The 21,259-nt window shown below is 70.7% G+C and carries 22 protein-coding genes; 11 read left to right on the top strand and 11 right to left on the bottom strand.

Going from position 1 to position 21,259, the window contains the following annotated elements:
• Positions 1 to 2,228, bottom strand: a 2,228-nt coding sequence (locus RIC31_RS07610; protein ID WP_350104778.1) for a methyl-accepting chemotaxis protein, incomplete at its 3' end; no start/stop codon positions are given.
• An 87-nt stretch (positions 2,229 to 2,315) separates the two neighbouring features.
• Entirely contained in the window at positions 2,316 to 3,485 is a 1,170-nt protein-coding gene (locus RIC31_RS07605; RefSeq protein WP_350104776.1) for an ABC transporter substrate-binding protein, read from the bottom strand.
• 112 nt (positions 3,486 to 3,597) lie between these two features.
• Between RIC31_RS07605 and RIC31_RS07600 the strand changes: the two genes are divergently transcribed.
• Entirely contained in the window at positions 3,598 to 4,161 is a 564-nt protein-coding gene (locus RIC31_RS07600; protein WP_350104774.1) for a tetratricopeptide repeat protein, read from the top strand.
• Between the two features lie 6 nt (positions 4,162 to 4,167).
• Here the strand turns inward: RIC31_RS07600 and RIC31_RS07595 are convergent, their stop codons facing one another.
• Entirely contained in the window at positions 4,168 to 5,244 is a 1,077-nt protein-coding gene (locus RIC31_RS07595; protein WP_350104771.1) for a M48 family metallopeptidase, read from the bottom strand.
• Positions 5,234 to 6,472, bottom strand: a complete 1,239-nt coding sequence (locus tag RIC31_RS07590; protein WP_350104769.1) for a DUF898 family protein — start codon at positions 6,470 to 6,472, stop codon at positions 5,234 to 5,236. Before RIC31_RS07590 ends, RIC31_RS07595 begins: the two co-directional genes overlap by 11 nt.
• 150 nt (positions 6,473 to 6,622) lie before the next feature.
• On the opposite strand from RIC31_RS07590, the gene RIC31_RS07585 reads away from it, so the two are divergent.
• The 5 genes from RIC31_RS07585 (at position 6,623) to RIC31_RS07565 (ending at position 9,721) form a co-directional block, all read left to right on the top strand.
• On the top strand, positions 6,623 to 7,963 hold the full coding sequence (locus RIC31_RS07585; protein WP_350104767.1) for a dihydroorotase: 1,341 nt from the start codon (positions 6,623 to 6,625) through the stop codon (positions 7,961 to 7,963).
• 75 nt (positions 7,964 to 8,038) lie between these two features.
• The gene (locus RIC31_RS07580; protein ID WP_350104765.1) at positions 8,039 to 8,269 is read left to right on the top strand and encodes an antitoxin MazE family protein; all 231 of its coding nucleotides are present in this window, start codon (positions 8,039 to 8,041) and stop codon (positions 8,267 to 8,269) included.
• Positions 8,266 to 8,622, top strand: coding sequence for a type II toxin-antitoxin system PemK/MazF family toxin (locus RIC31_RS07575; RefSeq protein WP_350104763.1), 357 nt, complete (start codon positions 8,266 to 8,268; stop codon positions 8,620 to 8,622). The genes RIC31_RS07580 and RIC31_RS07575 overlap by 4 nt, the downstream gene beginning before the upstream one ends.
• A 75-nt stretch (positions 8,623 to 8,697) precedes the next feature.
• Positions 8,698 to 9,066 carry a thiol-disulfide oxidoreductase DCC family protein gene (locus RIC31_RS07570; protein WP_350104761.1) on the top strand — a complete coding sequence of 123 codons (369 nt, stop codon included), beginning with the start codon at positions 8,698 to 8,700 and terminating at the stop codon, positions 9,064 to 9,066.
• 4 nt (positions 9,067 to 9,070) lie between these two features.
• The gene (locus tag RIC31_RS07565; protein WP_350104759.1) at positions 9,071 to 9,721 is read left to right on the top strand and encodes a polysaccharide deacetylase family protein; all 651 of its coding nucleotides are present in this window, start codon (positions 9,071 to 9,073) and stop codon (positions 9,719 to 9,721) included.
• Between the two features lie 105 nt (positions 9,722 to 9,826).
• Here the strand turns inward: RIC31_RS07565 and RIC31_RS07560 are convergent, their stop codons facing one another.
• The 5 genes from RIC31_RS07560 to RIC31_RS07540 all read right to left on the bottom strand — a co-directional run bounded on the left by RIC31_RS07560 (position 9,827) and on the right by RIC31_RS07540 (position 13,683).
• Positions 9,827 to 11,053 carry an aminotransferase-like domain-containing protein gene (locus tag RIC31_RS07560; RefSeq protein ID WP_350104757.1) on the bottom strand — a complete coding sequence of 409 codons (1,227 nt, stop codon included), beginning with the start codon at positions 11,051 to 11,053 and terminating at the stop codon, positions 9,827 to 9,829.
• Between the two features lie 41 nt (positions 11,054 to 11,094).
• The gene (locus RIC31_RS07555; protein ID WP_350104754.1) at positions 11,095 to 11,460 is read right to left on the bottom strand and encodes a type II toxin-antitoxin system VapC family toxin; all 366 of its coding nucleotides are present in this window, start codon (positions 11,458 to 11,460) and stop codon (positions 11,095 to 11,097) included.
• The gene (locus tag RIC31_RS07550) at positions 11,454 to 11,669 is read right to left on the bottom strand and encodes a CopG family ribbon-helix-helix protein (RefSeq protein ID WP_350104752.1); all 216 of its coding nucleotides are present in this window, start codon (positions 11,667 to 11,669) and stop codon (positions 11,454 to 11,456) included. The genes RIC31_RS07555 and RIC31_RS07550 overlap by 7 nt, the downstream gene beginning before the upstream one ends.
• Before the next feature lie 80 nt (positions 11,670 to 11,749).
• Positions 11,750 to 12,019: a hypothetical protein gene (locus RIC31_RS07545; RefSeq protein WP_350104751.1), complete on the bottom strand. Its 270-nt coding sequence runs from the start codon at positions 12,017 to 12,019 to the stop codon at positions 11,750 to 11,752.
• A gap of 56 nt (positions 12,020 to 12,075) precedes the next feature.
• Positions 12,076 to 13,683, bottom strand: a complete 1,608-nt coding sequence (locus tag RIC31_RS07540; RefSeq protein WP_350104749.1) for a GMC family oxidoreductase — start codon at positions 13,681 to 13,683, stop codon at positions 12,076 to 12,078.
• A 184-nt stretch (positions 13,684 to 13,867) separates the two neighbouring features.
• On the opposite strand from RIC31_RS07540, the gene RIC31_RS07535 reads away from it, so the two are divergent.
• The gene (locus tag RIC31_RS07535) at positions 13,868 to 15,034 is read left to right on the top strand and encodes an acetyl-CoA acetyltransferase (RefSeq protein ID WP_350104748.1); all 1,167 of its coding nucleotides are present in this window, start codon (positions 13,868 to 13,870) and stop codon (positions 15,032 to 15,034) included.
• Positions 15,035 to 15,038: 4 nt separating this feature from the next.
• Positions 15,039 to 15,557: a GNAT family N-acetyltransferase gene (locus tag RIC31_RS07530; RefSeq protein ID WP_350104747.1), complete on the top strand. Its 519-nt coding sequence runs from the start codon at positions 15,039 to 15,041 to the stop codon at positions 15,555 to 15,557.
• Between the two features lie 159 nt (positions 15,558 to 15,716).
• On the opposite strand, the gene RIC31_RS07525 is transcribed toward RIC31_RS07530, so the two are convergent.
• Positions 15,717 to 17,420 carry an acyl-CoA dehydrogenase family protein gene (locus RIC31_RS07525; protein ID WP_350104746.1) on the bottom strand — a complete coding sequence of 568 codons (1,704 nt, stop codon included), beginning with the start codon at positions 17,418 to 17,420 and terminating at the stop codon, positions 15,717 to 15,719.
• Between the two features lie 98 nt (positions 17,421 to 17,518).
• Here RIC31_RS07525 and RIC31_RS07520 point away from each other — a divergent pair, with 98 nt between their 5' ends.
• On the top strand, positions 17,519 to 18,541 hold the full coding sequence (locus tag RIC31_RS07520; RefSeq protein ID WP_350104745.1) for an MDR family oxidoreductase: 1,023 nt from the start codon (positions 17,519 to 17,521) through the stop codon (positions 18,539 to 18,541).
• Positions 18,542 to 18,616: 75 nt separating this feature from the next.
• Here the strand turns inward: RIC31_RS07520 and RIC31_RS07515 are convergent, their stop codons facing one another.
• A complete protein-coding gene (locus RIC31_RS07515) occupies positions 18,617 to 19,132 on the bottom strand; it encodes an adenine phosphoribosyltransferase (protein WP_350104744.1) in 516 nt (171 codons plus the stop codon).
• Positions 19,133 to 19,266: 134 nt separating this feature from the next.
• Between RIC31_RS07515 and RIC31_RS07510 the strand changes: the two genes are divergently transcribed.
• Both RIC31_RS07510 and RIC31_RS07505 read left to right on the top strand, forming a co-directional pair.
• Positions 19,267 to 20,442, top strand: a complete 1,176-nt coding sequence (locus tag RIC31_RS07510; RefSeq protein WP_350104743.1) for an MlaE family lipid ABC transporter permease subunit — start codon at positions 19,267 to 19,269, stop codon at positions 20,440 to 20,442.
• Between the two features lies 1 nt (position 20,443).
• On the top strand, positions 20,444 to 21,259 hold the full coding sequence (locus RIC31_RS07505; protein ID WP_350104742.1) for an ABC transporter ATP-binding protein: 816 nt from the start codon (positions 20,444 to 20,446) through the stop codon (positions 21,257 to 21,259).

Genomic DNA, 21,259 nt, shown 5'->3' with positions numbered 1-21,259 from the left:
GCCACCACCGCGAAGCCCTTGCCGGCCTCGCCGGCCCGCGCCGCCTCGATGGTGGCGTTCAGCGCCAGCAGGTTGGTCTGCTCGGCGATGTCCTGGATCAGGGTCACCACCGTGTCGATCCGGCGCGCCGCCTGCTCCAGGCTCTCGACCAGCCGGTTGGTGGTCTCGGCCTGGTCGGCGGCCTCGCGGGCCCGGGTCGAGGACTGGGCGATCTTGCTGGAGATCTCGCGGATCGACGCCGACAGCTCCTCGGCGGCCGAGGCCACGGTCTGCACGTTGGACGAGGTCTCCTGGGCGGCATTGGCGCCGTCGATCGAGCGGTCGCGCACGTCGGCGGCCCCGCCGGTCATGGCCTGGGCGTTGGTGGTCATCTCGCGGGCCGCCTGGCCGAGCCTGTCGACGATGCCCTTGACCCGGCTCTCGAAGGCGTCGGCGAGCTGGACGCGCTGCACCTGGCGGTCCTCCGACGCCCGCTTCTCGGAGGCGATCTGGTCGGCCTGCAGCCGCTCGACCTCGATCGCGTTGTCGCGGAACACCGCGACCGCCCGGGCCATCTCGGTGACCTCGTCGCGGCCGGTGGTGTCGACCTCGACCTGATGGTCGCCGCCGGCGATCACCCGCATGGTATCGGCCAGCCGCAACAGGCGGCCGACCACGGCGCGGTTGACCACCAGCCAGCCGATCACGAGGCTGATCAGGATGCTGATGCCGGCGATCCCGAACAGGGCGAACTCGCTGCGATCCACGGCGAGGGAGGCGACTCCGGCCTCCTCGTCGGCCTGCCGCATCGCATTCGCGACCTGCGTGTCGACCACTGCGTCGAACCGCTTCGCGAGGGCCTGCACCTCGGCGAGCGCATCGGTTGCGGCCTGCTCCTCGCTCAGCACCTGCAGGCGCCGCTCGAACATGTTGCCGGGCTCCCGCCCGAAGGCGATCAGGCCGCGTACTCTCTCCGCAACGGCCGCCATGCCTTCGATCTCGGCAAGCGCCTCCGTCAGGTCGTCGAGGCTCTGGCCGGAGTTGACGAACGCGCTCTGCAGCACCGACAGCCGGTCCTTGTCGGGCGCGCTGGTCGCGGTACTCATCAGGCCGATGACGAGGTTGGATTCGGCCAGGGTCTCGAGCATCTGCCGCAGGCTGGCGACGTCCTTCTCGATGAGTGTCGAGATCCGGTCCTCGAGATTGCTGGACAGGTCGCTGCTGCCGCCGATGAGAGCGATCCGGGCGGCATTGACCACCGGCACCACGGCGTCGTCGAAGACCCTGGCGACGTCGACGATCTCGCCGTCGAAGCGCTTCCGCTGCTGCTGGACCTCGTCGTACTGCTCCGGGGTCAGGTCGACCCAGGAAAGCTCGCCCTTGCGGATCGCGAAGGCCGACCATTCGCCCAGGCCGTAGCCCATCAGCTTCGAGGCCAGCTGCCCGAGAGCGTCGCCCTCCGGGGTCTTCGGCAGGTTGGCGATGGTCTTCTGCATGGCGATCGCCGCGGTTCCGAACAGCTGCTCCTCGGCAGCCAGCTCGTCCAGATTCTCGATCTGATTGGTCCGGGCCATGATGCCGAGCAGGCGCTGACCCTCGGCCGACAGCGTCAGCGCGGCCTGCAGGGCCGCGACTTCGACCTGCACGAGGCGATCGATGGTGTCGGTGACCTCGCTGGTCGTGTCCTCGCTGGCGATCACCAGGTTGAACGTCGCGTCGTCGACCTGCGGACGGATCACCGTCAGGAACTCGCGGTGCGCGGCCAGCGCCTGGTCCATGGCATCGGCCAGTCCGGCCCGGGCGACCTCGCGCCGCTTGACCGCCTCGTCGAGCGCGCCGAGCTGCTCGCGCAGGCCCTGCGCGAGCGGGCGGATCGCGTCGCCGGTCGTGGCGTCGAAGGCGCCCAGCGTCGCGGTCGCCGCATCGACCTGGCGAAGGCTGATCTCCATCTCGGCCCGGACGGCGTCACGCGCCTCGTCGCTGGATGCCGAGATGATGTTCGGGGCGACGGCGGCCGCCGTCGCCGACTCGGCCGCGAGCTGGAAGCTGCTGGCCAGGACCGGAATCGACTGGTTGGTGATGTTCTCGAGGGTGCCGCGGACGTTCTCGAAGGCGGCGTAGGCCAGACCGACCGCCACCACGGTCAGGGCCGTCGTCGCGCCGAAGGCGGAGTACAGCCGGGGCCCGATGCCGAACCGGGTCCGGCGCTCCGGGGTCGCGGAATCGGCGCTCGACTCGCTGTCGGTCATCTGCATTCCTCCCTCGCTCGTCTTGCTTTGAACGGGCGGCTCCGAGGCGAGTTCGGAGCCGCCCTTGTCGTTTCGGCTTCCGGCGCGTCAGTTCGTCGACGAGCCGATCGCCCTGAAGCTGCCGTCGGCCTGGATCTCGGTGAGATACACCGATTCCATGCCCTGGTTGTCGCCGGCACCGAACTTCATGCTGGCGCCGCCCAGGTCGAACGCCCCGGTATCGTAGATCGCCTTCAGGAAGGATTCACGGGTCACGTCGGCCCCGGCGGTCTTCAGGCCCTCGACGGTGAGCCGGCCGACCATGTAGCCCTCGAGCGAGCCGAAGCCCGGCTTGGCGCTCGCGTCGACCGCTGCCAGCGCCTTCTGGTAGCTGGCGACCACCGGGATTCCGGAGTCGAACGGGAACGGGACGACCTGGCTGATGATCACGCCGGCGCCGTCGGCCCCGAGCTCCGCCGCCAGGGCTTCGGATCCGACGAAGGAGATGGTGATGAAGGTCGGATCCATCTTCAGCTTGCGCGACAGCTTCACGAACTCGGCGATCGGCTTGTAGGCGCCGACCATGACGATGGCGTCCGGATCGGCCTTGCGCAGGTCGACGACGGCGGACTTCACCGCGGTGGTATTGCGCGGATAGGTGGCTTCGGCAACCAGCTTGAGGCCGCGCTTGTCCATCGCCTTCTGAACGCCGGCCAGGCCGACACGGCCGAAGCCGTCGTCCTGGTAGAGGATCGCGATCTTCTGCGCCTTCTTGGTCGTGGTCAGATACTCGACCCAGGCCTCGGTCTCCTGGTCGTAGGTGGCACGTACGTTGATGACGTTGGCGTTCTCGGGCTTGCGCAGGAAGCCGGCACCGGTGAACGGGCCGATGAACGGCACGCCGGCGGCGGTGGCGATCGGCTGGGTGACCAGGGTGGTCGGGGTTCCGACCGGACCGATCAGCGCGAAGACCTTGTCCTCCTCGATCAGCTTGCGGGTGGCCGACACGGACTTGTCGGGCTCGTAGCTGTCGTCGTAGCGGACGACGGAAAGCTGTCGGCCGTTGACGCCTCCGGCGGCGTTCGCTTCCGCGAAGGCGGCGTCGATGCCGAGCTTCATGTTGTTGCCGAGGGCGGCGGCGGGGCCTTCGAAGGCGGCGGCCTGACCGAATACGATCTTCCCGGCCGAGACGCCGGGCGCCTCCGCCAAGGCGTTGGCGGCAACCAGCCCGATGGCCGTGGCCAGCAGGGCGCCGTGAAGCACAGTCCTGGTCGTCATTTGTTGTCCTCCCAATCCCGAATAGGGTCTCACCACGGTGCGGGACAAAGGTTAACGTTAGGTTGCCGGAGAACTTCGCCGCGAGTTTTTGGGATTTTATCGGAGGACGGCCATGACCTTGCGCGATCAACTGAAATTACTTGTGGTTGCCGCGTTCTGTCTTGGTATCGCGGTACCCGCGAGCGCGGACCAGACGGATCCGAGACTGGACGCGCTGTTCGCAGAACTCGGCACGACCGGCAGCGCGGAGCGGGCGCAGGCCGTGGAGGCGAGGATCTGGTCGATCTGGCTGGAGCCGCCTGCCGGCGTCGGGGTCGCCGACGCGATGCAGCGGGGCCTGCGGATGATGTCGCTCGGGCAGGGCCACGACGCGCTGCGGGCGTTCGATGCCGTGGTGACCGTGGCACCGGACTACGCCGAGGGCTGGAACAAGCGCGCCACCCTCCGATACGCGCTGGGCGACCTGACCGGTTCCGCCGAGGACATCCAGCGCACGCTGGTCCTGGAGCCGCGACATTTCGGGGCGCTCTCCGGCCTCGGCCTGGTGCGGTTGGCCCAGGACCGGCCGGCCGACGCCCTGGCCGCCTTCGAGGCGGCCCTGAAGATCCATCCGCACCTGCCGGGCCTGGCGAACATCGAGGCGTTGCGCGACCGGGTCCGCGGCAAGCCGCTGTAGCGCCGGCTACAGGCAGATCGCCTGCACGGCCCTCCAGTCCTCGGCGGACAGACCGGGCCCGCGTCCGATGCCGGCGCGCCGCAGGTCTTCGGCCCGCCCGGCCGACAGCGGGTGGCTGCGCAGCCAGGTGACGGCGCCGAGGCCGCTCTCGCCGGCGGCGAGCCGGTCGAAGAACCGCGCGCCCGGGCCCGGATCGATGTCGAGGGCGTTCAGGATCCGGACCGCCGCCGCGTCGGCGCCCGCTTCCTGGTCGCGTGTGTAGCTGTTGTCGAGCAGCATGCCGGCGGCGGCGCCGCTCGGGCCGAGCTCGAAGGACACACCGAAGACCGCCGACAGCGCCACGTCGACCAGATGCTCGCGCAGCATCCGGGCCAGCGGGTCGCGGCGGGCGACGTGGCCGATCTCGTGCGCCAGCACGGCGGCGACGGCCTGCGGCGTGCCGGCGTGCTCGATCAGGCCGGAGGTCAGCACCACGCGCCCGCCCGGCAGGGCGAAGGCATTGACCAGGTCCCAGCGCACCGTCACGACCTTCGGGGCGGGCGCATGCAATGCGTCGGCCATGAGGGCGGCCAGCCGGTTCAGGGCGAGGACGCCCTCGCGGCCCGAGCAGGGCGGTTGCACCGCCGACAGTTGCTGCAGCATCCGGTCCGACAGGTCGCCGCCCCAGCCGGCCGGCAGGAACCGTGCGGCATACCCGCTGGCGAGGCCGGCGGTGGCGGCGATCAGCAGCACCGCCACGCCGAGGCCGGCGGCCCAGCGGACCGCCCGGCGGTGCTCGTCGGTCCGGCCGGGACGGTCGTGCAGAGCCGGGGCGAGGGCGGTCCGCAGGGCCGGATCCCGGACGACGAGCCGGGCGTTCGGGGCGGACCGGGTTGCGACCGTCAGCCGGTCGCCGGTCTTGCCGTCGACTGCGTGACTGTCCTCCAGCTGCCATGTCAGCGGGCAGTCCGGAGGGTTCCCGGGGTCCGCCGGTACCAGGACCATCCGTCCGGCCGAGAGCGTGGCGACGACCGCGTGGTCGCGGGCCGTGACGCCGTCGAACAGGACCGCCGGGCCGCTTGTGCGGGTATCGTCAGAAGGCATCGAAGTCCCCGACCAGGCCCTCGCCGGCGACCGACGGATCCTCGGCGGCCTGCCTGACGACCGCGGGATCGACCGCGCCGTGAACGGCGAGGTGGCGGCAGACGAACCGGATCCGGCGCTGCCAGACCACCGGCATGAGAAGAAGATAGCAGAGCCCCAGCGTGCCGTAGATCGGCAGGTTGGACAGCGCGAGCACCGCCTGCAGCTGCGCGGCGTCGGGCGTAGCGCCGCCGGCGGCCATCGCGGCGATCGACACGAACAGGAAGGGAAGCGTCACGATGCCGACCAGCGCGGCCGGCCCGAACAGCAGCAGCATGTTGCCGATCCACAGCCACGCATGCGCCCAGCCCGACGCCGTGAAGTCGAACAGCAGCGGGCCGACCTGGGTGCGCTCGGCGGTCAGCCGGAACAGCGCGGCGCGGTACCAGAAGTACCCCGCCATGGCGGCGATCGGGATCAGCGGCCCCGCGACAATCGATACCGCCGGCGAGACGCTTGAACCGACGAACAGGATTCCGATCGCGATCGGGACCAGAAGCAGCGCCAGCAGGAAGGGCGGGAACAGGGTGCCGCCGGTGATCCCGGTGGTCGCCCGCAGGCTGCCGGCGCGGGCGCCGTTGAGCGCGTAGTGGATCCGGTCGGCATCCATCCACGGCTTGAACAGGCCGACGGTGAGGACGGTGACCGCGAAGGTCCAGAAGGCGAGCCAGAAGTAGCCGCCGGCGCTGCCCGACAGCCGGCCGCGGATACCGCGCCAGCGGGTCCGGGAAACGCGGTAGCGGAAGCTCAGATACTTGCCGAGCGCAATCAGCCAGAGCAGGCCGAGGAAGTACATGATCGACAGGGTGCCCGGCAGGGACGGGGCGGCGTCCGCCAGCACCAGCTGGAGTCCGGCCATCGCCAGGCCGATCGGCAGCAGGACGAACAGGACGACCTTGAGGAAGCCGACGAAGATCTCGAGGCCGTTGCCGGTGTACTCCAGCGGCTGGTCGTCGAACCGAATGTGCGCCCACAGCAGCCGCCGCACCCGGGTCACCGCCCAGAACCGCCACACCGACAGGGTGACGACCGTCAGCAGCGTGTTGACGACATGCAGCTTCAGCAGCGCCAGGTAGCCCGGCGAGTCATAGGCAAGGCGCGGCTTCGCGCCGGGCGTCCGGGTGGCCGACCAGGCACGCAGGCTGTCGCTCCGGCCGCCTCCGGCCGGTCCCGTCGGTTGCTCGGTCATGCTCTCCGCCCGTCCCGCCGTCGATCCTCGAAGAGTCTACATGGCGGGGGCGGACCGACAACCATTCCGATATCCGTTGCCGCTACCCGTTGCCGGTTCGGCGGACACGACTATGCTGCGGCGGACAGCCGGCGATGGGAGAAGGGGACGATGGCGGAGACGTTCGATCTGGTGGTGCGCGGTGGCACGGTGATGACGCCGTCCGGGCCGACGGCGACCGATGTCGGCGTGCGCGGCGGCAAGGTCGCCGCACTGGGCGACCTCGGGGGTGCGGCCGCGGCCTCGGTGCTCGACGCCAAGGGGCTCCACGTGCTGCCCGGCGTGATCGACACCCAGGTGCATTTCCGCGAGCCCGGCCTGGAGCACAAGGAGGACATCGCCCACGGCAGCAAGGCCGCCGTGAAGGGCGGGGTGACCGCGTTCTTCGAGATGCCGAACACCTCGCCGCTGACCCTCGGCCGGGCCGAACTGGCCGACAAGCTGGCCCGCTCCCAGGGCCGGGCGTGGTGCGACCACGCCTACTTCGTCGGCGGCTCCGAGGAGAACGTCGCCGACCTTGCCGAGCTGGAGCGCATCCGCGGCTGCGCCGGGGTCAAGGTATTCATGGGCTCGTCGACCGGCTCGCTGCTGGCCGACAAGGACGAGCTGCTGGCCCGGATCCTGGCCAACGGCCGTCGCCGGGTTGCGGTGCATGCCGAGGACGAGGACCGGCTGAAGGAGCGCCAGCACATCGCCAAGGAGGCGGCGCATCCACGCGCCCACCCGATCTGGCGGGACGAGGAGGCGGCACTCCGGGCGACCAGGCGCATCGTCAAGCTCGGCACCGACTACGGCCGGCCGGTCCATGTGCTGCACGTCACCTCGGCCGAGGAGCTGGAGTTCCTGGCGCTGCACAAGGACGTGGCGACCGTCGAGACCACGCTGAACCACCTCACCATGGCAGCACCCGAGTGCTACGACCGTCTCGGCTCGAAGGCGCAGATGAACCCGCCGGTGCGCGACGAGCGCCACCGGGCGGCGCTGTGGCGGGCGATCGCCGACGGCACCATCGACGTGATCGGCTCCGACCACGCCCCGCATACCCTGGAGGAGAAGCAGCGGCCGTACCCGTCCAGCCCGTCCGGCATGCCCGGCGTGCAGACCCTGCTGCCGCTGCTGCTCGACCACATGGCCAAGGGCCGGCTGACCCTGCAGCGACTGGTCGACCTGACCTCGGACGGGCCGCACCGGATTTACGGCATCGCCGGCAAGGGCCGGATCGCCATGGGCTGGGACGCCGACTTCGCGATCGTCGACCTGAAGGCCGAGCGCGAGATCACCGACGCCTGGATCGCCAGCAAATGCGGCTGGACCCCGTTCGCCGGCATGAAGGTCACCGGCTGGCCGATCGCCACCGTGGTGCGCGGCCATCTGGCGATGAAGGACGACGAGGTGCTGGGCACCCCGGTCGGCGAGCCGGTGCGGTTCTGGTCGACGCTCCGGGGGAAGTGAGGGCGTCTCGAATCGTCGCCTGGGCTTTCCATATCCGGGTTGGTAACATGTAACCGATCCTGAATGGAGGTCGCCATGCCTTCCGAATCGAGCTCGAAGTCGTCCCGTGCGAAGGTGCAGGCGTATCGAGCCCGCCTGCGGCGGCAGGGGCTCCGCCCTGTCCAGATCTGGGTTCCGGACGTACGTTCCCCCGCCTTCAGGGCCGAAGCACATCGCCAGTCGCTGGCGGTCGCGGCAGCGGACCAGGACACCGACGACCAGGCCTTCGTCGACTCCGTCGCCGATTGGGACGAGGGCCGTGAATGAGGCGAGGCGAGATCTGGACGGTGCGCGGCGGCGCGGGCTTCGCAGGAAAGCCTCGCCCGGCCGTTGTCATTCAGGACGACAGCTTCGATGCGACGGCGTCGGTCACCATCTGCATCCTCACGACCACTGAAACCGATGCGCCGCTGATCCGCCTTCCCGTCGAACCGAGCGAACGGAACGGCTTGCGGCTGGCCAGTTGGCTGATGGTCGACAAGATCGTTACCGTGCCGCGATCGAAGGTCGGGCACCGGCTCGGCCACCTGCATGACGACGATGTTCTGCGCCTCAACCGCGCCATTCTGGTCTTCCTGGGACTGGCGACCTCGTCACGAACGCAATCGGCGTCCCAATAGCGGCGCGGCATGGGGCCACAGGGGGCTCGCCGCATGCCTGCTCCGTCACATATTCACAGCCGCGAGGTGACGCAGATGGCGAAGACCCGGGTCTACTACAACAGCGCCTGCCCGGTATGCGCCGCCGGGATTGCCGACCAGAAGGGGCGGATGCGGGACTGCGCGGCGGAGGTCGAGTGGATCGACGTGCATGCCGACAACGCCCGCGCCGCCGAGATCGGGGTCGAGCTGGAGTTCGTGCGCGAGCGCCTGCACGTGGTCGACGAGCGCGGCGGGAAGCGCGTCGGCGCCGAGGCGTTCGAGACGCTGTGGGGCCTGACGCCGGAGCAGGGCGCGCTGGCCAGGATCAGTCGGCTGCCGGTGCTGCGCACGCTGTTGCGATGGGCCTACAATGGCTTCGCGGCGGTCCTGTATCGCTGGAACCGCTGGAATCGACGATGGTAGCCCGATGACCTTCGACGTCACCCTGAGCTTCGACAACGGGCCCGAGCCCGAGGTGACGCCGGGCGTGCTCGACGTGCTGGCGGCGGAGGGAATCAAGGCCAGCTTCTTCGTGTTGGGCCACAAGCTGGCGATGCCGGGCCGCCGGGCGCTGGCCGAGCGCGCCCATGCCGAGGGCCACTGGATCGCCAACCACACCTTCAGCCACTCCACCCCGCTCGGGCTCAGCGCCGACCCCGGCGTCGCCGACGCCGAGATCGCCCGGACCGAGGCGCTGATCGGCGATCTCGCGCGTCCCGACCGGCTGTTCCGGCCGTTCGGCGGCGGCGGCCGGATCGGCCCGCACCTGCTGAGCCCGGCGGTCCGCGACCATCTGCAGGCCGGCGGCTACACCTGCGTGCTGTGGAACGCCATCCCGCGCGACTGGGCCGAGCCCGACGCCTGGGTCGAGACCGCGCTGGCCCAGTGCGCAGCCCAGCCCTGGACCCTGCTGGTGATCCACGACCTGCCGACCGGGGCGATGGCGCACCTGCCGCGCTTCATCGCCGCCGTGCGTGCCGCCGGCGGCCGGTTTCGCCAGGACTTCCCGCCGGACTGCCTGCCGATCGTTCGCGGCGAAGCGACGATGCCGCTGGAGCCCTATGTGATGGCCGCCTGAGAAGTTCCCGGCCGGCCCTTCGCGGCCCGCCTTCGGCGCGCACCTCAGGGCGACAGAGGAGCGCCCGTCGCCCTGAGGCGTCCCGCGAAGCGGGGCCTCGAAGGGTCAGCCGCTGCGCCCGACATTGCCGCTGCGCACCGGCACGCCGAACTCGCGATGGCAGATCTCGGCCAGCCTGGCCACGCCCTCGTGGATCGCCTCGACCGTCGGGTGCGCGAAGCACAGCCGCAGCTTGTGGGCGCCGGCCGCCGCGTCGGCCGACCACTCGCCGCCCGGGTTGATCGCCACGCCCTCCGCCCCCGCCGCCTTGAACAGCCGGGCGGTATCGACCGCGTCCGGCAGGGTGACCCACAGGAAGATGCCGCCCTTGGGCGCGCTGAACTCGGCGGCCGATCCGAACTCCCGGTTCACCGCCTCCATCATCGCCGCGCACTTCGTCTTCAGGGTGCCGCGCAGCTCGGCGACATGGCTGTCGAAGGTCCCGGCGAGATACTCCGCCAGCACCATCTGCTCGAGCGCGCCGGTGCCGCCGTCGGTCTTCAGCGGCAGCATGCGGCTCAGCACCGGCCACTCGGCGACGATGTAGCCGACCCGCAGCGCCGGCGCGATCGACTTGGAGAACGAGCCGCAATAGACGACCCGGTCGCCGCCCGGCAGCCCCTTGATTGCGGGCGGCCGCTCGCCCTCCCAGATCAGGTCGGCGTAGCAGTCGTCCTCGACGATCGGGATGCCGTGGGCGGCGGCGAGCCGCAGCAGCTCGACCCGGCGCTCCACCGGCATGACCGAGCCGGTCGGGTTCTGCACGGTCGGGATGGTGTAGACGAATTTCGGGGTCGTGCCCCTGGCCTTCAGGTCGTCCAGGATGTTCGACAGCGTGTCCATGCGGATGCCGTCGCCGTCGAGCGGCGCGCCGACGTAGCTGGCGCCGAGCTTCTTCAGGCGGGTCATGGCGCCGCCGTAGCAGCCCTCCTCGATGATCGCGGTGTCGCCCGGCTGGATGAACACCGCGTTGATCAGGTCGAGGGCCTGCAGCGAGCCCGAGGTGACCAGGACGTCGTCGGCCGTGCAGGCCATTCCGGCCTTGGATCCCAGGTGGCGCACGATGCCCTCGCGCAGTGCCAGATAGCCCTGCGGCCCGCTGTTCAGCCCGTAGGTCGCCAGTGTCCGGCCCTCGCGCGCCAGCGCCGCCGCGGCGGCCGCGACCAGGTCGGCGACCGGCACCGCGTCGGCGTCATTGTGGCCGCCGACGAAGTTGTATTTCGGGAAGCCGCCGAAGCGGGCGGCAGGGGCCGGCAGGTCGGCGCGCAGGAACGGCGTATAGTCGAAGGGCATGGGGTTTCCTCGATCGGAAGGAGGACGCGGCGGGAGGGCGGCTAGAGAGTGTACGGGATGCGGACCCCAGGTGTCTGGGCCGGGAAGTCCTTGGTGTTCCGGGTGACCAGGAGCATGGAGCGAGCGTCCGCCGACGCCCAGATCACGGCATCCGGCAGTTTGATCCGATGTTTCCGGCGCAGGGCAATGGCGCGCTCGGCGACATCGCCCGCGAGCGGCACAACCGTGAACGTTCCGAGGAACCGCCGCGTCGCTTCCTCCACGTCAGGATCGGCGCCGACCATTACCTCGATCCAGATGATAACACTGATCGCCTTCTCGTCATATCGGCCCAGTTCCTCGCGTGCTTCGGGTACGGCGTTGAGGAAATCGACGAGAACGTTCGTGTCGAACAGTGCTTTCACCATTCGCTACGGATCTTTTCTTGGTAGGCGAGCCCGTCGGTCTTGTGTTGCCCCCAGAGACCGAAGGCATCCTCGGCCGTCTGCCGGCCTCGCCTTTCCAGATAGTCCGCGACGGCTTCACGGATGAGCGCGGCGCGCGACCGCTTCTGCTGCTTCGCGAGGCGATCCAGGTCCCGGACCTGACCTTCATCGATATCCACGAGAGCCCGCATGTTCGTTCTCCGCGATCAACAAGCCATTCAGGCATGTGATATCGATATCATATATCATCAACGATCGAGCATGAAGGAACCTACTTCTTCGCCTTCTCCCCGGTCACCACCGGCCCGACCCGGTCGCCGAGGATCGGGAACCGCACCACGCCGTCGGAGGCCTCGTAGACCCATTCCTCCAGCGGCCCGGCCTTGTTCAGGGTGTCGGGGTCGCCCAGCGCCTTGCGCAGCTGGTCCTTGGTGGCGGCGCTCTCGGCCTTCTTGACGATCTCGGCCTTGGAGTCCTGGTGGAAGCAGCCGCCGAGTGCCAGGGCGGCGACGAGGGCAAGGGTGGTGAGGGTGTGGCGCATGGCGGGGCTCCTGGGTGGGCGGCGGTGGGTGCAGGGTACAGCAACGCTCCGGGGCGTCATCCGCTGCGCGCATCCTCCAGGATCATCGCCGACGCCTTCTCGGCGATCATGATGGTCGGCGCGTTGGTGTTGCCGGTGGTCAGCACCGGCATCACCGAGGCGTCGACCACCCGTAGGCCGTCGAGCCCGTGCACCTTGAGGCGCGGGTCGACCACGGCGGTCGGGTCGGTGCCCATCCGGCAGGTGCCGATCGGGTGGTACAGCGTCGTGCCCTCGCGCCGGGCGAAGTCCTCGATGGCCTCGGGAGTGGTCACGTCCGGCCCTGGGCGGGTCTCGGCGACGCTGTGGCGGGCCAGCGCCGGCGCCGACAGGATGCGCCGGGAATGGGCGAAACCGGCCAGCATGACCCGCACGTCGTCCGGGTCGGTCAGGTAGTTCGGCCGGATCTTCGGCCTGGCCAGCGGATCCGCACTCTCGGCCATTACCGTGCCGCGGCTGGCCGGGCGGGTCGGACAGACCACCAGCGAGATCCCCGGCTCGTCCTCCAGTGTCAGCACCCGGCCGACGTCGTAGCTGGCCGGGGTGAACAGCAGCTGCAGGTCCGGGCTGGCCAGGCCCTCGCGCGACCGGCAGAACACCATGGCGCTGGTCACGCCGAAGGTCAGGGCGCCGTTGCCGAACAGGGCGTAGCGCAGGATCTCGCCGGCGACCCGGGGCAGCCGCGACAGCTCGTTCATGCTGACCGCCCCCTGCACCCGGTGCACCACGCGGGCGACGTAGTGGTCCGAGAGGTTGCGCCCGACGCCGGGCAGGTCGTGCTCCACCTCGACGCCGATCGAGCGCAGGTGCTCGCCGGGGCCGATGCCGGAGACCTGCAGCAGGTGGGGGGAGTTCACCGCGCCGCCGGCGACGATCACCTCGCGCGCCGCCCGGACCGTGCGGTCGCGGCCGCGCTGGCGGAACGCCACCCCGGTGCAGCGCCGCCCGTCCAGCAGCAGCCTGGTGGCGACCGCGTCGGTCTCGACCAGGAAGCCGCCGCGCCCGCGGGCGCGCTTCAGGTATGTCTGCGCCGTCGACCCGCGGAACCGGCCGACCCGGGTCATCTGGCTGTAGCCCACGCCCTCCGGCTCGGCGCCGTTCAGGTCGAGGCTGAGCGGGAACCCGGCCTGCTGGGCGGCCTCGACGAAGCGATGGGTCAGCGGCAGGATCGTGCGGTAGTCCTCGACCTCCAGCGGCCCGTCGCGGCCGCGGAACGCGTCGTCGCCGCCGCTGACGTAGGTCTCCGACCGCCGGAAGAACGGCAGCACCTCGTCCCAGGTCCAGCCGCGGCAGCCGGCCTGCGCCCAGCCGTCGTAGTCGGCCGGGTTGCCGCGCACGTACAGCATGCCGTTGATCGACGACGAGCCGCCCAGCACCCGGCCGCGCGGCCAGTGGATGGCGCGGTTGCCGGAACTCTCCTCGGGCTCCGACGCGTACATCCAGTTGACGCCGGGATGGTGCAGCAGGTGCTTCACCCCGGCCGGGATGTGGATGAACGGGTGGCGGTCGGGCGGCCCGGCCTCCAGCAGGGCGACGCTGGCGCCGCCCTCGGTCAGCCGGTCGGCCAGCACGCAGCCGGCCGAGCCGGCGCCGACGATGACGTAGTCGAAGATGTCGCTGTCCATGAGGCGCCCCCGGTGAGACGGCGAGCATCGCAGGCTTCGTCCTGGCGGATCAACGGCGTAGCCGCGGCACGACCGTGTTTACCTTGCGGCATCTTGCGCTCGGCCGCCGATTGGCCAACCTTGTGTCGCGCGCATGGTATTATATGTATCTACACAGTTTGTTGCGGAACGAGGAGATCCCGTCATGACCGCCTGCATCGTCGGTTGGTCGCATCTGCCCTTCGGAAAGCGCGAGGGCGAGGATGCCGAGAGCATGATCGTGAAGGTCGCGGTCGACGCCCTGGCCGACGCCGGGCTCGAGCCGAAGGACATCGACGCGGTGTTCCTGGGCCATTTCAACGGTGGCTTCGAGAAGCAGGACTTCACCGCCTCCCTGGTGTTCCAGGCGTCCGACGACTTCCGCTTCAAGCCGGCGACCCGGGTCGAGAACGCCTGCGCCACCGGCAGCGCCGCCGTCCACCAGGGCCTGACCCTGATCGAGGCGAAGAAGGCGCGCCGGGTGCTGGTCGTCGGCGTCGAGAAGATGACCGCGCTGCCCGGCAAGGAGATCGGCGAGACCCTGCTGAAGGCCAGCTACCTCAAGGAGGAGGCCGGCATCGACGGCGGCTTCGCCGGGGTGTTCGCGCAGATCGCCCAGGCCTATTTCCAGCGCCATGGCGACCAGTCCGACGCGCTCGCCCGGATCGCCGCCAAGAACCACCGGAACGGCGTCGCCAACCCCTATGCGCAGATGCGCAAGGACCTGGGCTACGAGTTCTGTCGGAACCCGAGCGAGAAGAACCCGTTCGTGGCCGGGCCGCTGAAGCGCACCGACTGCTCGCTGGTGTCCGATGGGGCCGCCGCGATCGTGCTGGCCGACGTCGACACGGCACTCGGCATGGACAAGGCCGTGGCGTTCCGCGCCGCCGCCCATTCCAGCGACTTCCTGCCGATGTCGAAGCGCGACATCCTGAAGTTCGAGGGCTGCACCTCGGCCTGGCAGAAGGCGTTCGCGCAGTCCGGCCTGACCCTCGACGACCTGTCGCTGGTCGAGACCCATGACTGCTTCACCATCGCCGAGCTGATCGAGTACGAGGCCATGGGCCTGGTGCCGGAAGGCCAGGGCGCGCGCGCCATCGCCGAGGGTTGGACCGAAAAGGACGGCAAGCTGCCGGTCAACCCGTCGGGCGGGCTGAAGGCCAAGGGCCACCCGATCGGCGCCACCGGCGTGTCGATGCACATCATGGCGTCGCTGCAGGTGCGCGGCGAGGCTGGCGACATGCAGGTCGCGGGCGCCAAGCTGGCCGGCATCTTCAACATGGGCGGGGCGGCGGTCGCCAACTACGTCTCGATCCTCGAGCCGCTGCGGTAACACCATGCCATACGGCGTCCGGCTCGCGCGTCCCGACGAGCTGGACGCCCTTCCCGCCATCGAGGTCGCGGCCGACGCCCGGTTCCGGGCGACCGAGTATGCAGATCTGGTGGCCGGCTACCCGACCACCGAGATCGCCGACTTCGCCGACGCCCAGGACCGCTGGGGCCTGTGGGTGGCGATCGACGGCGCCGACCGGCCGGTCGGCTTCGCGCACTGCAAGCCGGTCGGGCGGATCTCGCTCTACGTCGCCCAGCTTTCCGTGCATCCCGACCATGCCGGCAACCGCCTGGCGGCCCGTATGCTGGATCGGGTCGTCGCCTTCCACGGCCCGCGCGGGGTGCAGCGCCTGACCCTGACCACCTTCCGCGACATTCCCTGGAACGGGCCGTACTACGAGCGCATCGGCTTTCGCGAGGTGCCCGACCTCGGCGCCGAGGTGTTCCTCGGCCGCCAGATCGCCGAGCAGGTGCGCTCCGGCTTCCCGCGGGAAACCCGGATGGCGATGGCGCGGGCGATCTGAGGGCGATCCCCGACGATGGAGCGTCGGGTGGGTTCCGGAGCCGGGCGCTCCCGCGCCCCCTCCGGAATGACGATGGAAAGGCGGGCGCACACACGCTCGTCATCCCGGAGAGTCCCGGACTTGAACCGGGACGGCTCCGGGACCCATGGCGCGACGGGCCTATCCCAGCAGCAGCGCCTCAGCCGCGGCGTCGAGGTCGTGGTCGTGCTCCGCCAGCGGGTCGCGCGGCGTGAGCTTGTGGCGGATAACCAGCTCGGCGAGCGCCGTGCGCCGCCGGTCGCCGAGCAGCGCGCCGTCGCAGGCCAGCACGCAGGCCGAGGCGGCGTGGTACAGGCCGGAGGCGACGGCCCGGGCTCGGTGGTCGCCCTCGGCGCCGGCCTTGGCGGCGGTGTCGACCGCGGCGGTGGCGCGGGCCAGTAGGCCGGTCAGCCGGGCCCGCAGCTCCTCGGCGACGCCGGCATCGGCCATGCGCACACCGAGCGCGCCGGCCAGCGCCACATGCGCCATCTCCTTGCGGGCGGCCCGCAGCACGTCGAGCGCGACGATGTTGCTGGTGCCCTCCCAGATCGAGCCGAGATGGGAGTCGCGGACCAGCCGCGGCTCGATCCATTCCTCGATGTAGCCGACCCCGCCGCGCGCCTCCATGGCGTCGCCGGTCACCTTGCGGGCGTCGCGGCAGACCCGGAACTTCAGCAGCGGCGTCAGGATCCGGCGCAGCGCCTTGCCCTCGTCGTCGCCGGCATCGGCCCTGGCCAGGGCGTCGGCGGTGAACATCGACATCGACAGCGCCTGCTCGGTCGCCAGGGTCAGCTTCATCAGCTGGCGGCGCTGCAGGGGCAGCTCGATCAGCCGGCGGCCGAAGGCCTCGCGGCCGCGCGCCACCGCCAGCGCCTCGCGCAGGGCCCGGCGCATCATGCCGGCGGCGCGCACGGCGTTCGACAGCCGCGACTGGTTGACCATCTCGGCCATCTGCACGAAGCCCTGGCCGGCCGCCCCGACCATCCAGGCCGTCGCGCCCTCCAGGGTGATCTCGCCGGACGCCATCGAGCGGGTGCCGAGCTTGTCCTTCAGCCGGACGATCCGGTAGGCGTTGTGGCTGCCGTCCGGCAGGTCGCGCGGCAGCAGGAACAGCGACACGCCCTTGATGCCGTCGGGCGCGCCGTCGGGCCGAGCCAGCACCAGCGCCAGCCCGGCATCGGCGTTCGAGCAGAACCACTTGTCGCCGTACAGCCGCCAGCCGTCGCCGTCGGGCACCGCCCGGGTGACGGTGGCGGCGACGTCGGAGCCGGCGGCGCGCTCGGTCATGAACATCGCGCCCTGGATCTGCTCGTCCAGGGTCTCGGCGGTCAGGCCGGCGAGATAGCGTTCGACCAGCGCCGGGTCGCCGTAGCGCCGGATCGTCCGGGTCAGGGCGTCGGTCATGCTGATCGGGCACAGCAGGCCGAACTCCGACTGCGCGAACAGGTACTGGACCGCGTATTTGGCGGCGTGCGGCACCGGCCGCTCGAGGCCGAGGGCCGGGCGGTGCGACATCGCCGCCATCGCGAATTCACCGAAGCCAAGGCGCTCCATTTCGACATAGGCCGGGTGTTTCTCGATGCGCTGGCGGTCGTCGCCGGTGCGGTCGCGGTGGTGCAGCACCGGCGGGTTGCGGTCGGCGGCGTGCGCCAGGTCGTCGAGCCGGTCGCCGACCAGGCCGCCGAGCCGGCGCAGCGCCGGCGTCAGCACCGCGAGGTCCGTCGGGGAAAGGTATTGGCCGAGCAGCGCGCCGAGTGACGGGTCGTCGTCGTATGCGTTCACGTCCCGGGTTTCCGGCTGGACCCGAAGCGGCACGGCGGGGGCTGCGGCGGTGAAGGAATCCATGGCAGGCTCCGGAACGACTACGTCAGCGCAAGGCCCGAAACCCTCGCACCCCGGGGCGGCTTCGGCAACCGCGCGCCCGATCGAACCGGAGAGGCAGCATGTCCGACAGCTTCAAGGCATACGTCCTGCGCGAGGACGACAACCGCAAGGTCACAGGCGCCTTCGAGCAGGTCGCCACGGCCGATCTGCCGGAAGGCGACGTCACCGTCCGGGTCGCCTACACCACCGTCAACTACAAGGACGGCATGGTAATGAACGGGATCGGCCGGCTGGTGCGCAGCTACCCGCACGTGCCCGGTGTCGATTTCTCCGGCACCGTCGAGGCCTCGACGCACGCGGGGCTGGCGCCGGGCGACCCGGTGGTGCTGACCGGCTGGCGGGTCGGCGAGACCCGCTGGGGCGGCTACGGCGAGCTGGCGCGGGTGCCGGGCGAGTTCCTGGTCAGGCTGCCCGACGGGCTGACCCTGGCGCGGGCCATGGCGCTCGGCACTGCCGGGTTCACCGCCGGCCTTGCGGTCGACACCCTGGAGGCCGCCGGGATGCGGCCGGACGGCGGCGAGGTGCTGGTCACCGGCGCCTCCGGCGGGGTCGGCAGCGTGGCGGTCGCCCTGCTGGCGGCCAAGGGCTACACGGTGGTCGCCTCGACCGGCCGGGCCGAGACCCACGATTACCTGAAGGATCTGGGGGCGGCCGCCATCGTCGACCGCGCCGAGCTGGCGGAGCCGCCGAAGCGGCCGCTGGCCAGCGAGCGGTTCCAGGCGGCGGTCGACAACGTCGGCGGCTCGACCCTGGCCAACCTGCTGACCCAGATCGCCTATGGTGGGGCGGCGGCGGCGGTCGGCCTGACCGGCGGCAACGAAGTGACGACCACCGTGCTGCCGTTCCTGCTGCGCGGCGTCAGCCTGCTCGGGATCGACTCGGTGATGTGCCCGAAGGACCGGCGCGAGCGGGTCTGGCAGACGATCGCCTCGACCCTGCCGATGGACAAGCTGGACGCCGTCAGCCACACGCACCGGTTCGACGAGCTGCCGGACCTCGGCCGGGCGATCCTCAAGGGCGAAGTGCGCGGCCGCGCGGTGGTGTCCTTCGAGGCCCCGCGTTCGCGGGGCGCCTCAGGATGATGGTACCGACAGCCTTAGCCTCGGCTTGCGCCACATCCTGAGGAGCCCTCCGCGTCGGCGGAGCGCCACGAAGGGCTACTCGTCGTAGGGCAGCAGGGCCTCGAACGGGATGTCGAGCCGGTCGCGGCCCTTCAGGAAGGTCAGCTCGATGATGCAGGCGCCGCCGGTGACGTCGGCGCCGACCTTGCGCAGCAGCTGCACCGAGGCGTTCAGGGTGCCGCCGGTCGCCAGCAGGTCGTCCAGGATCACCACTCGGGCGCCGGGCGGCACCGCGCCCTCCTGGATCTCGACGGTGTCGGTGCCGTATTCCAGGTCGTAGGTGTAGGGCACGGTCGGGCCGGGCAGCTTGCCCTTCTTGCGGATCATGATGAAGCCGAGCCCGAGTTCGAGCGCCAGCGGCGCCGCGGTCAGAAACCCGCGGCTCTCGATGCCGGCCAGCAGGTCGGGCTTGAACGGGCGGATCGCGTCGGCCAGCCGGTCGACGGTGGTCTTCCAGGCGACCGGATGCGCCAGCAGGGTCGAGATGTCGTAGAACAGGATCCCCGGCTTCGGGAAATCCGGGACCGAGCGGATGTGCTCCTTGAGGTTCATCGCGTTCTCCTGCGTCGTCCGACCGCCCCGTGTAGAACAATCCGCCGCCGGGTGCCACTGTCGCGCTCGGTGCAGCGCCCTGGCCGATGCGACGGCCACCCTGGTATTCTGTATCGGGGGAACGGGAGGAGTGAGTGCAGGCGACGGCGATCGATCGTCCGGCGGCGGGTCGAAACGGCATCCCGGAATCCGACGCGCTGGCGGTCGAGAGCCGCGGCGACGCCGTGGTCGCGCGATTGCGCGGGGCCTGGACCCTGGAGACGGCGCTGACCGTCGATGCCGCCATGCGGGCGCTGGCCGAGCGGAGCGACCGGGCGGTGACGCTGGACGCGGCGGCGGTGACACGGCTCGACAGCGCCGGCGCCTGGGCGATCCGGCGGACCGCCGCGAGGCTGGAACAGCGCGGCGTGGCGGTCGAGATCGTCGGGTTGGACGCCGGCCTGCGGGCGATCCTCGACAAGGCGACGCTGTCGGATCCTGCGGCCATGGTCGCGCCGCCGCCGCGCTGGTCGCTGCCGCGGTTCCTGGAACAGCTCGGTCGCCACGTCGTCGAGGCCGCGGGCACCGGCCGCGGCCTTCTCGGCCTGCTCGGGCTGGTGGTCGCGGCCCTGGGACGGGTGGTCCTGCGGCCGCGACGGCTGCGCGGCATCGCGGTGGTGGCGCAGATCGAGGCGACCGGCGTGACGGCGCTGCCGATCGTCGGCCTGCTGTGCTTCCTGGTCGGTGTGGTGCTCGCCTATATGGGCGCACTGCAGCTCGCCCGGTTCGGGGCGGCGGTCCTGACCGTCAACCTGGTCGGCGTCTCGGTGCTGCGCGAGATCGGCATCCTGCTGGCGGCGATCATCGTGGCCGGCCGGTCGGGCAGCGCCTTCGCGGCCCAGATCGGCACCATGAAGGTCAACCAGGAGATCGATGCGCTGGAGACCATGGGGCTGTCGGTGGTCGACGTGCTGGTGGTGCCGCGGGTCGTGGCCCTGGTGATCGCGCTGCCGGCGCTGGCGGTGTTCGCCGACGTGGCAGGGCTGGCCGGCGGCGCCGTGGTCTGCCTGTTCCTGCTCGACCTTTCGACCGGGCAGTTCCTGGCGCAGCTGGCATCCGGCGTCACGATCTGGAGCTTCCTGGTCGGGCTGATCAAGGCGCCGGTGTTCGCGGTGGTGATCGCCCTGGTCGGATGCCACAACGGGCTCGGCGTGTCCGGCAGTGCCGAGAGCGTGGGCCGGCAGACCACGCGGGCGGTGGTCGAGTCGATCTTCCTGGTGATCGTGCTGAACGCGATCTTCGCGATCGCCTTCGCCGAGATGGGGATCTGAGGTGGCGGTCGAGCCGGATCCCGGTGCCGAGCCGGCCATCGCGGTGCGCGGCCTGGTCTCGCGGTTCGGGCCGCAGACCGTCCACGACGGCCTCGACCTGGAGGTCCGGCGCGGCGAGATCCTCGGCGTGGTCGGCGGCTCCGGCACCGGCAAGACCGTGCTGCTGCGGACCATCATCGGCCTGCAGCGCCCGGCCGCGGGCGAGGTCGTGCTGCTCGGCGAACCGGTGGCCTGGGACGGCTCGACCACCGCCAGTCTGGCCGGGCGCTTCGGCATGCTGTTCCAGGAGGGTGCGCTGTTCAGCGCGCTGACCGTCGGCCAGAACATCGAGGTGCCGATGCGCGAGCGCGGCGACGTGCCCAAGCCGCTGATGGACGAGCTGGCGCGGCTGAAGGTCGGCCTGGTCGGGCTGCCGCCCGACGCCTGCGGCAAGTTCCCGTCGCAACTGTCCGGCGGCATGAAGAAGCGCGCCGGCCTGGCCCGTGCGCTCGCCCTGGACCCCGAGGTGGTGTTCCTCGACGAGCCGACCGCCGGGCTCGACCCGATCGGCGCCGCCGCCTTCGACGAACTGATCCTGGATCTGCGTCGCGCGCTCGGCCTGACCGTGGTCATGGTGACCCACGACCTCGACAGCCTGGCGCGGATCTGCGACCGCATCGCGGTGCTGGTGGACAAGCGCATCGTGGTCGGCACCATGGCCGAGCTGATGCGCGACCCGCACCCGTGGATCCAGGAGTATTTCCACGGCCCGCGGGCGCGAGCGGCTTTCGAGACCGCGACCCGGACAAGCGCCCGGGACGACGGGGAGGAGCACTGA

It is taken from the genome of Thalassobaculum sp., assembly GCF_040219615.1.
Classification (GTDB): domain Bacteria; phylum Pseudomonadota; class Alphaproteobacteria; order Thalassobaculales; family Thalassobaculaceae; genus Thalassobaculum_A.
This window is presented reverse-complemented; position numbering and strand designations above follow the sequence as displayed.

What these genes read in the sequence shown, in the direction of transcription:
- RIC31_RS07605 (WP_350104776.1), bottom strand. Translation starts at nt 3,485, where the DNA reads ATGACGACCAGGACTGTGCTTCACGGCGCCCTGCTGGCCACGGCCATC.
- RIC31_RS07600 (WP_350104774.1), top strand. Translation starts at nt 3,598, where the DNA reads ATGACCTTGCGCGATCAACTGAAATTACTTGTGGTTGCCGCGTTCTGT.
- RIC31_RS07595 (WP_350104771.1), bottom strand. Translation starts at nt 5,244, where the DNA reads ATGCCTTCTGACGATACCCGCACAAGCGGCCCGGCGGTCCTGTTCGAC.
- RIC31_RS07590 (WP_350104769.1), bottom strand. Translation starts at nt 6,472, where the DNA reads ATGACCGAGCAACCGACGGGACCGGCCGGAGGCGGCCGGAGCGACAGC.
- RIC31_RS07585 (WP_350104767.1), top strand. Translation starts at nt 6,623, where the DNA reads ATGGCGGAGACGTTCGATCTGGTGGTGCGCGGTGGCACGGTGATGACG.
- RIC31_RS07580 (WP_350104765.1), top strand. Translation starts at nt 8,039, where the DNA reads ATGCCTTCCGAATCGAGCTCGAAGTCGTCCCGTGCGAAGGTGCAGGCG.
- RIC31_RS07575 (WP_350104763.1), top strand. Translation starts at nt 8,266, where the DNA reads ATGAGGCGAGGCGAGATCTGGACGGTGCGCGGCGGCGCGGGCTTCGCA.
- RIC31_RS07570 (WP_350104761.1), top strand. Translation starts at nt 8,698, where the DNA reads ATGGCGAAGACCCGGGTCTACTACAACAGCGCCTGCCCGGTATGCGCC.
- RIC31_RS07565 (WP_350104759.1), top strand. Translation starts at nt 9,071, where the DNA reads ATGACCTTCGACGTCACCCTGAGCTTCGACAACGGGCCCGAGCCCGAG.
- RIC31_RS07560 (WP_350104757.1), bottom strand. Translation starts at nt 11,053, where the DNA reads ATGCCCTTCGACTATACGCCGTTCCTGCGCGCCGACCTGCCGGCCCCT.
- RIC31_RS07555 (WP_350104754.1), bottom strand. Translation starts at nt 11,460, where the DNA reads ATGGTGAAAGCACTGTTCGACACGAACGTTCTCGTCGATTTCCTCAAC.
- RIC31_RS07550 (WP_350104752.1), bottom strand. Translation starts at nt 11,669, where the DNA reads ATGCGGGCTCTCGTGGATATCGATGAAGGTCAGGTCCGGGACCTGGAT.
- RIC31_RS07545 (WP_350104751.1), bottom strand. Translation starts at nt 12,019, where the DNA reads ATGCGCCACACCCTCACCACCCTTGCCCTCGTCGCCGCCCTGGCACTC.
- RIC31_RS07540 (WP_350104749.1), bottom strand. Translation starts at nt 13,683, where the DNA reads ATGGACAGCGACATCTTCGACTACGTCATCGTCGGCGCCGGCTCGGCC.
- RIC31_RS07535 (WP_350104748.1), top strand. Translation starts at nt 13,868, where the DNA reads ATGACCGCCTGCATCGTCGGTTGGTCGCATCTGCCCTTCGGAAAGCGC.
- RIC31_RS07530 (WP_350104747.1), top strand. Translation starts at nt 15,039, where the DNA reads ATGCCATACGGCGTCCGGCTCGCGCGTCCCGACGAGCTGGACGCCCTT.
- RIC31_RS07525 (WP_350104746.1), bottom strand. Translation starts at nt 17,420, where the DNA reads ATGGATTCCTTCACCGCCGCAGCCCCCGCCGTGCCGCTTCGGGTCCAG.
- RIC31_RS07520 (WP_350104745.1), top strand. Translation starts at nt 17,519, where the DNA reads ATGTCCGACAGCTTCAAGGCATACGTCCTGCGCGAGGACGACAACCGC.
- RIC31_RS07515 (WP_350104744.1), bottom strand. Translation starts at nt 19,132, where the DNA reads ATGAACCTCAAGGAGCACATCCGCTCGGTCCCGGATTTCCCGAAGCCG.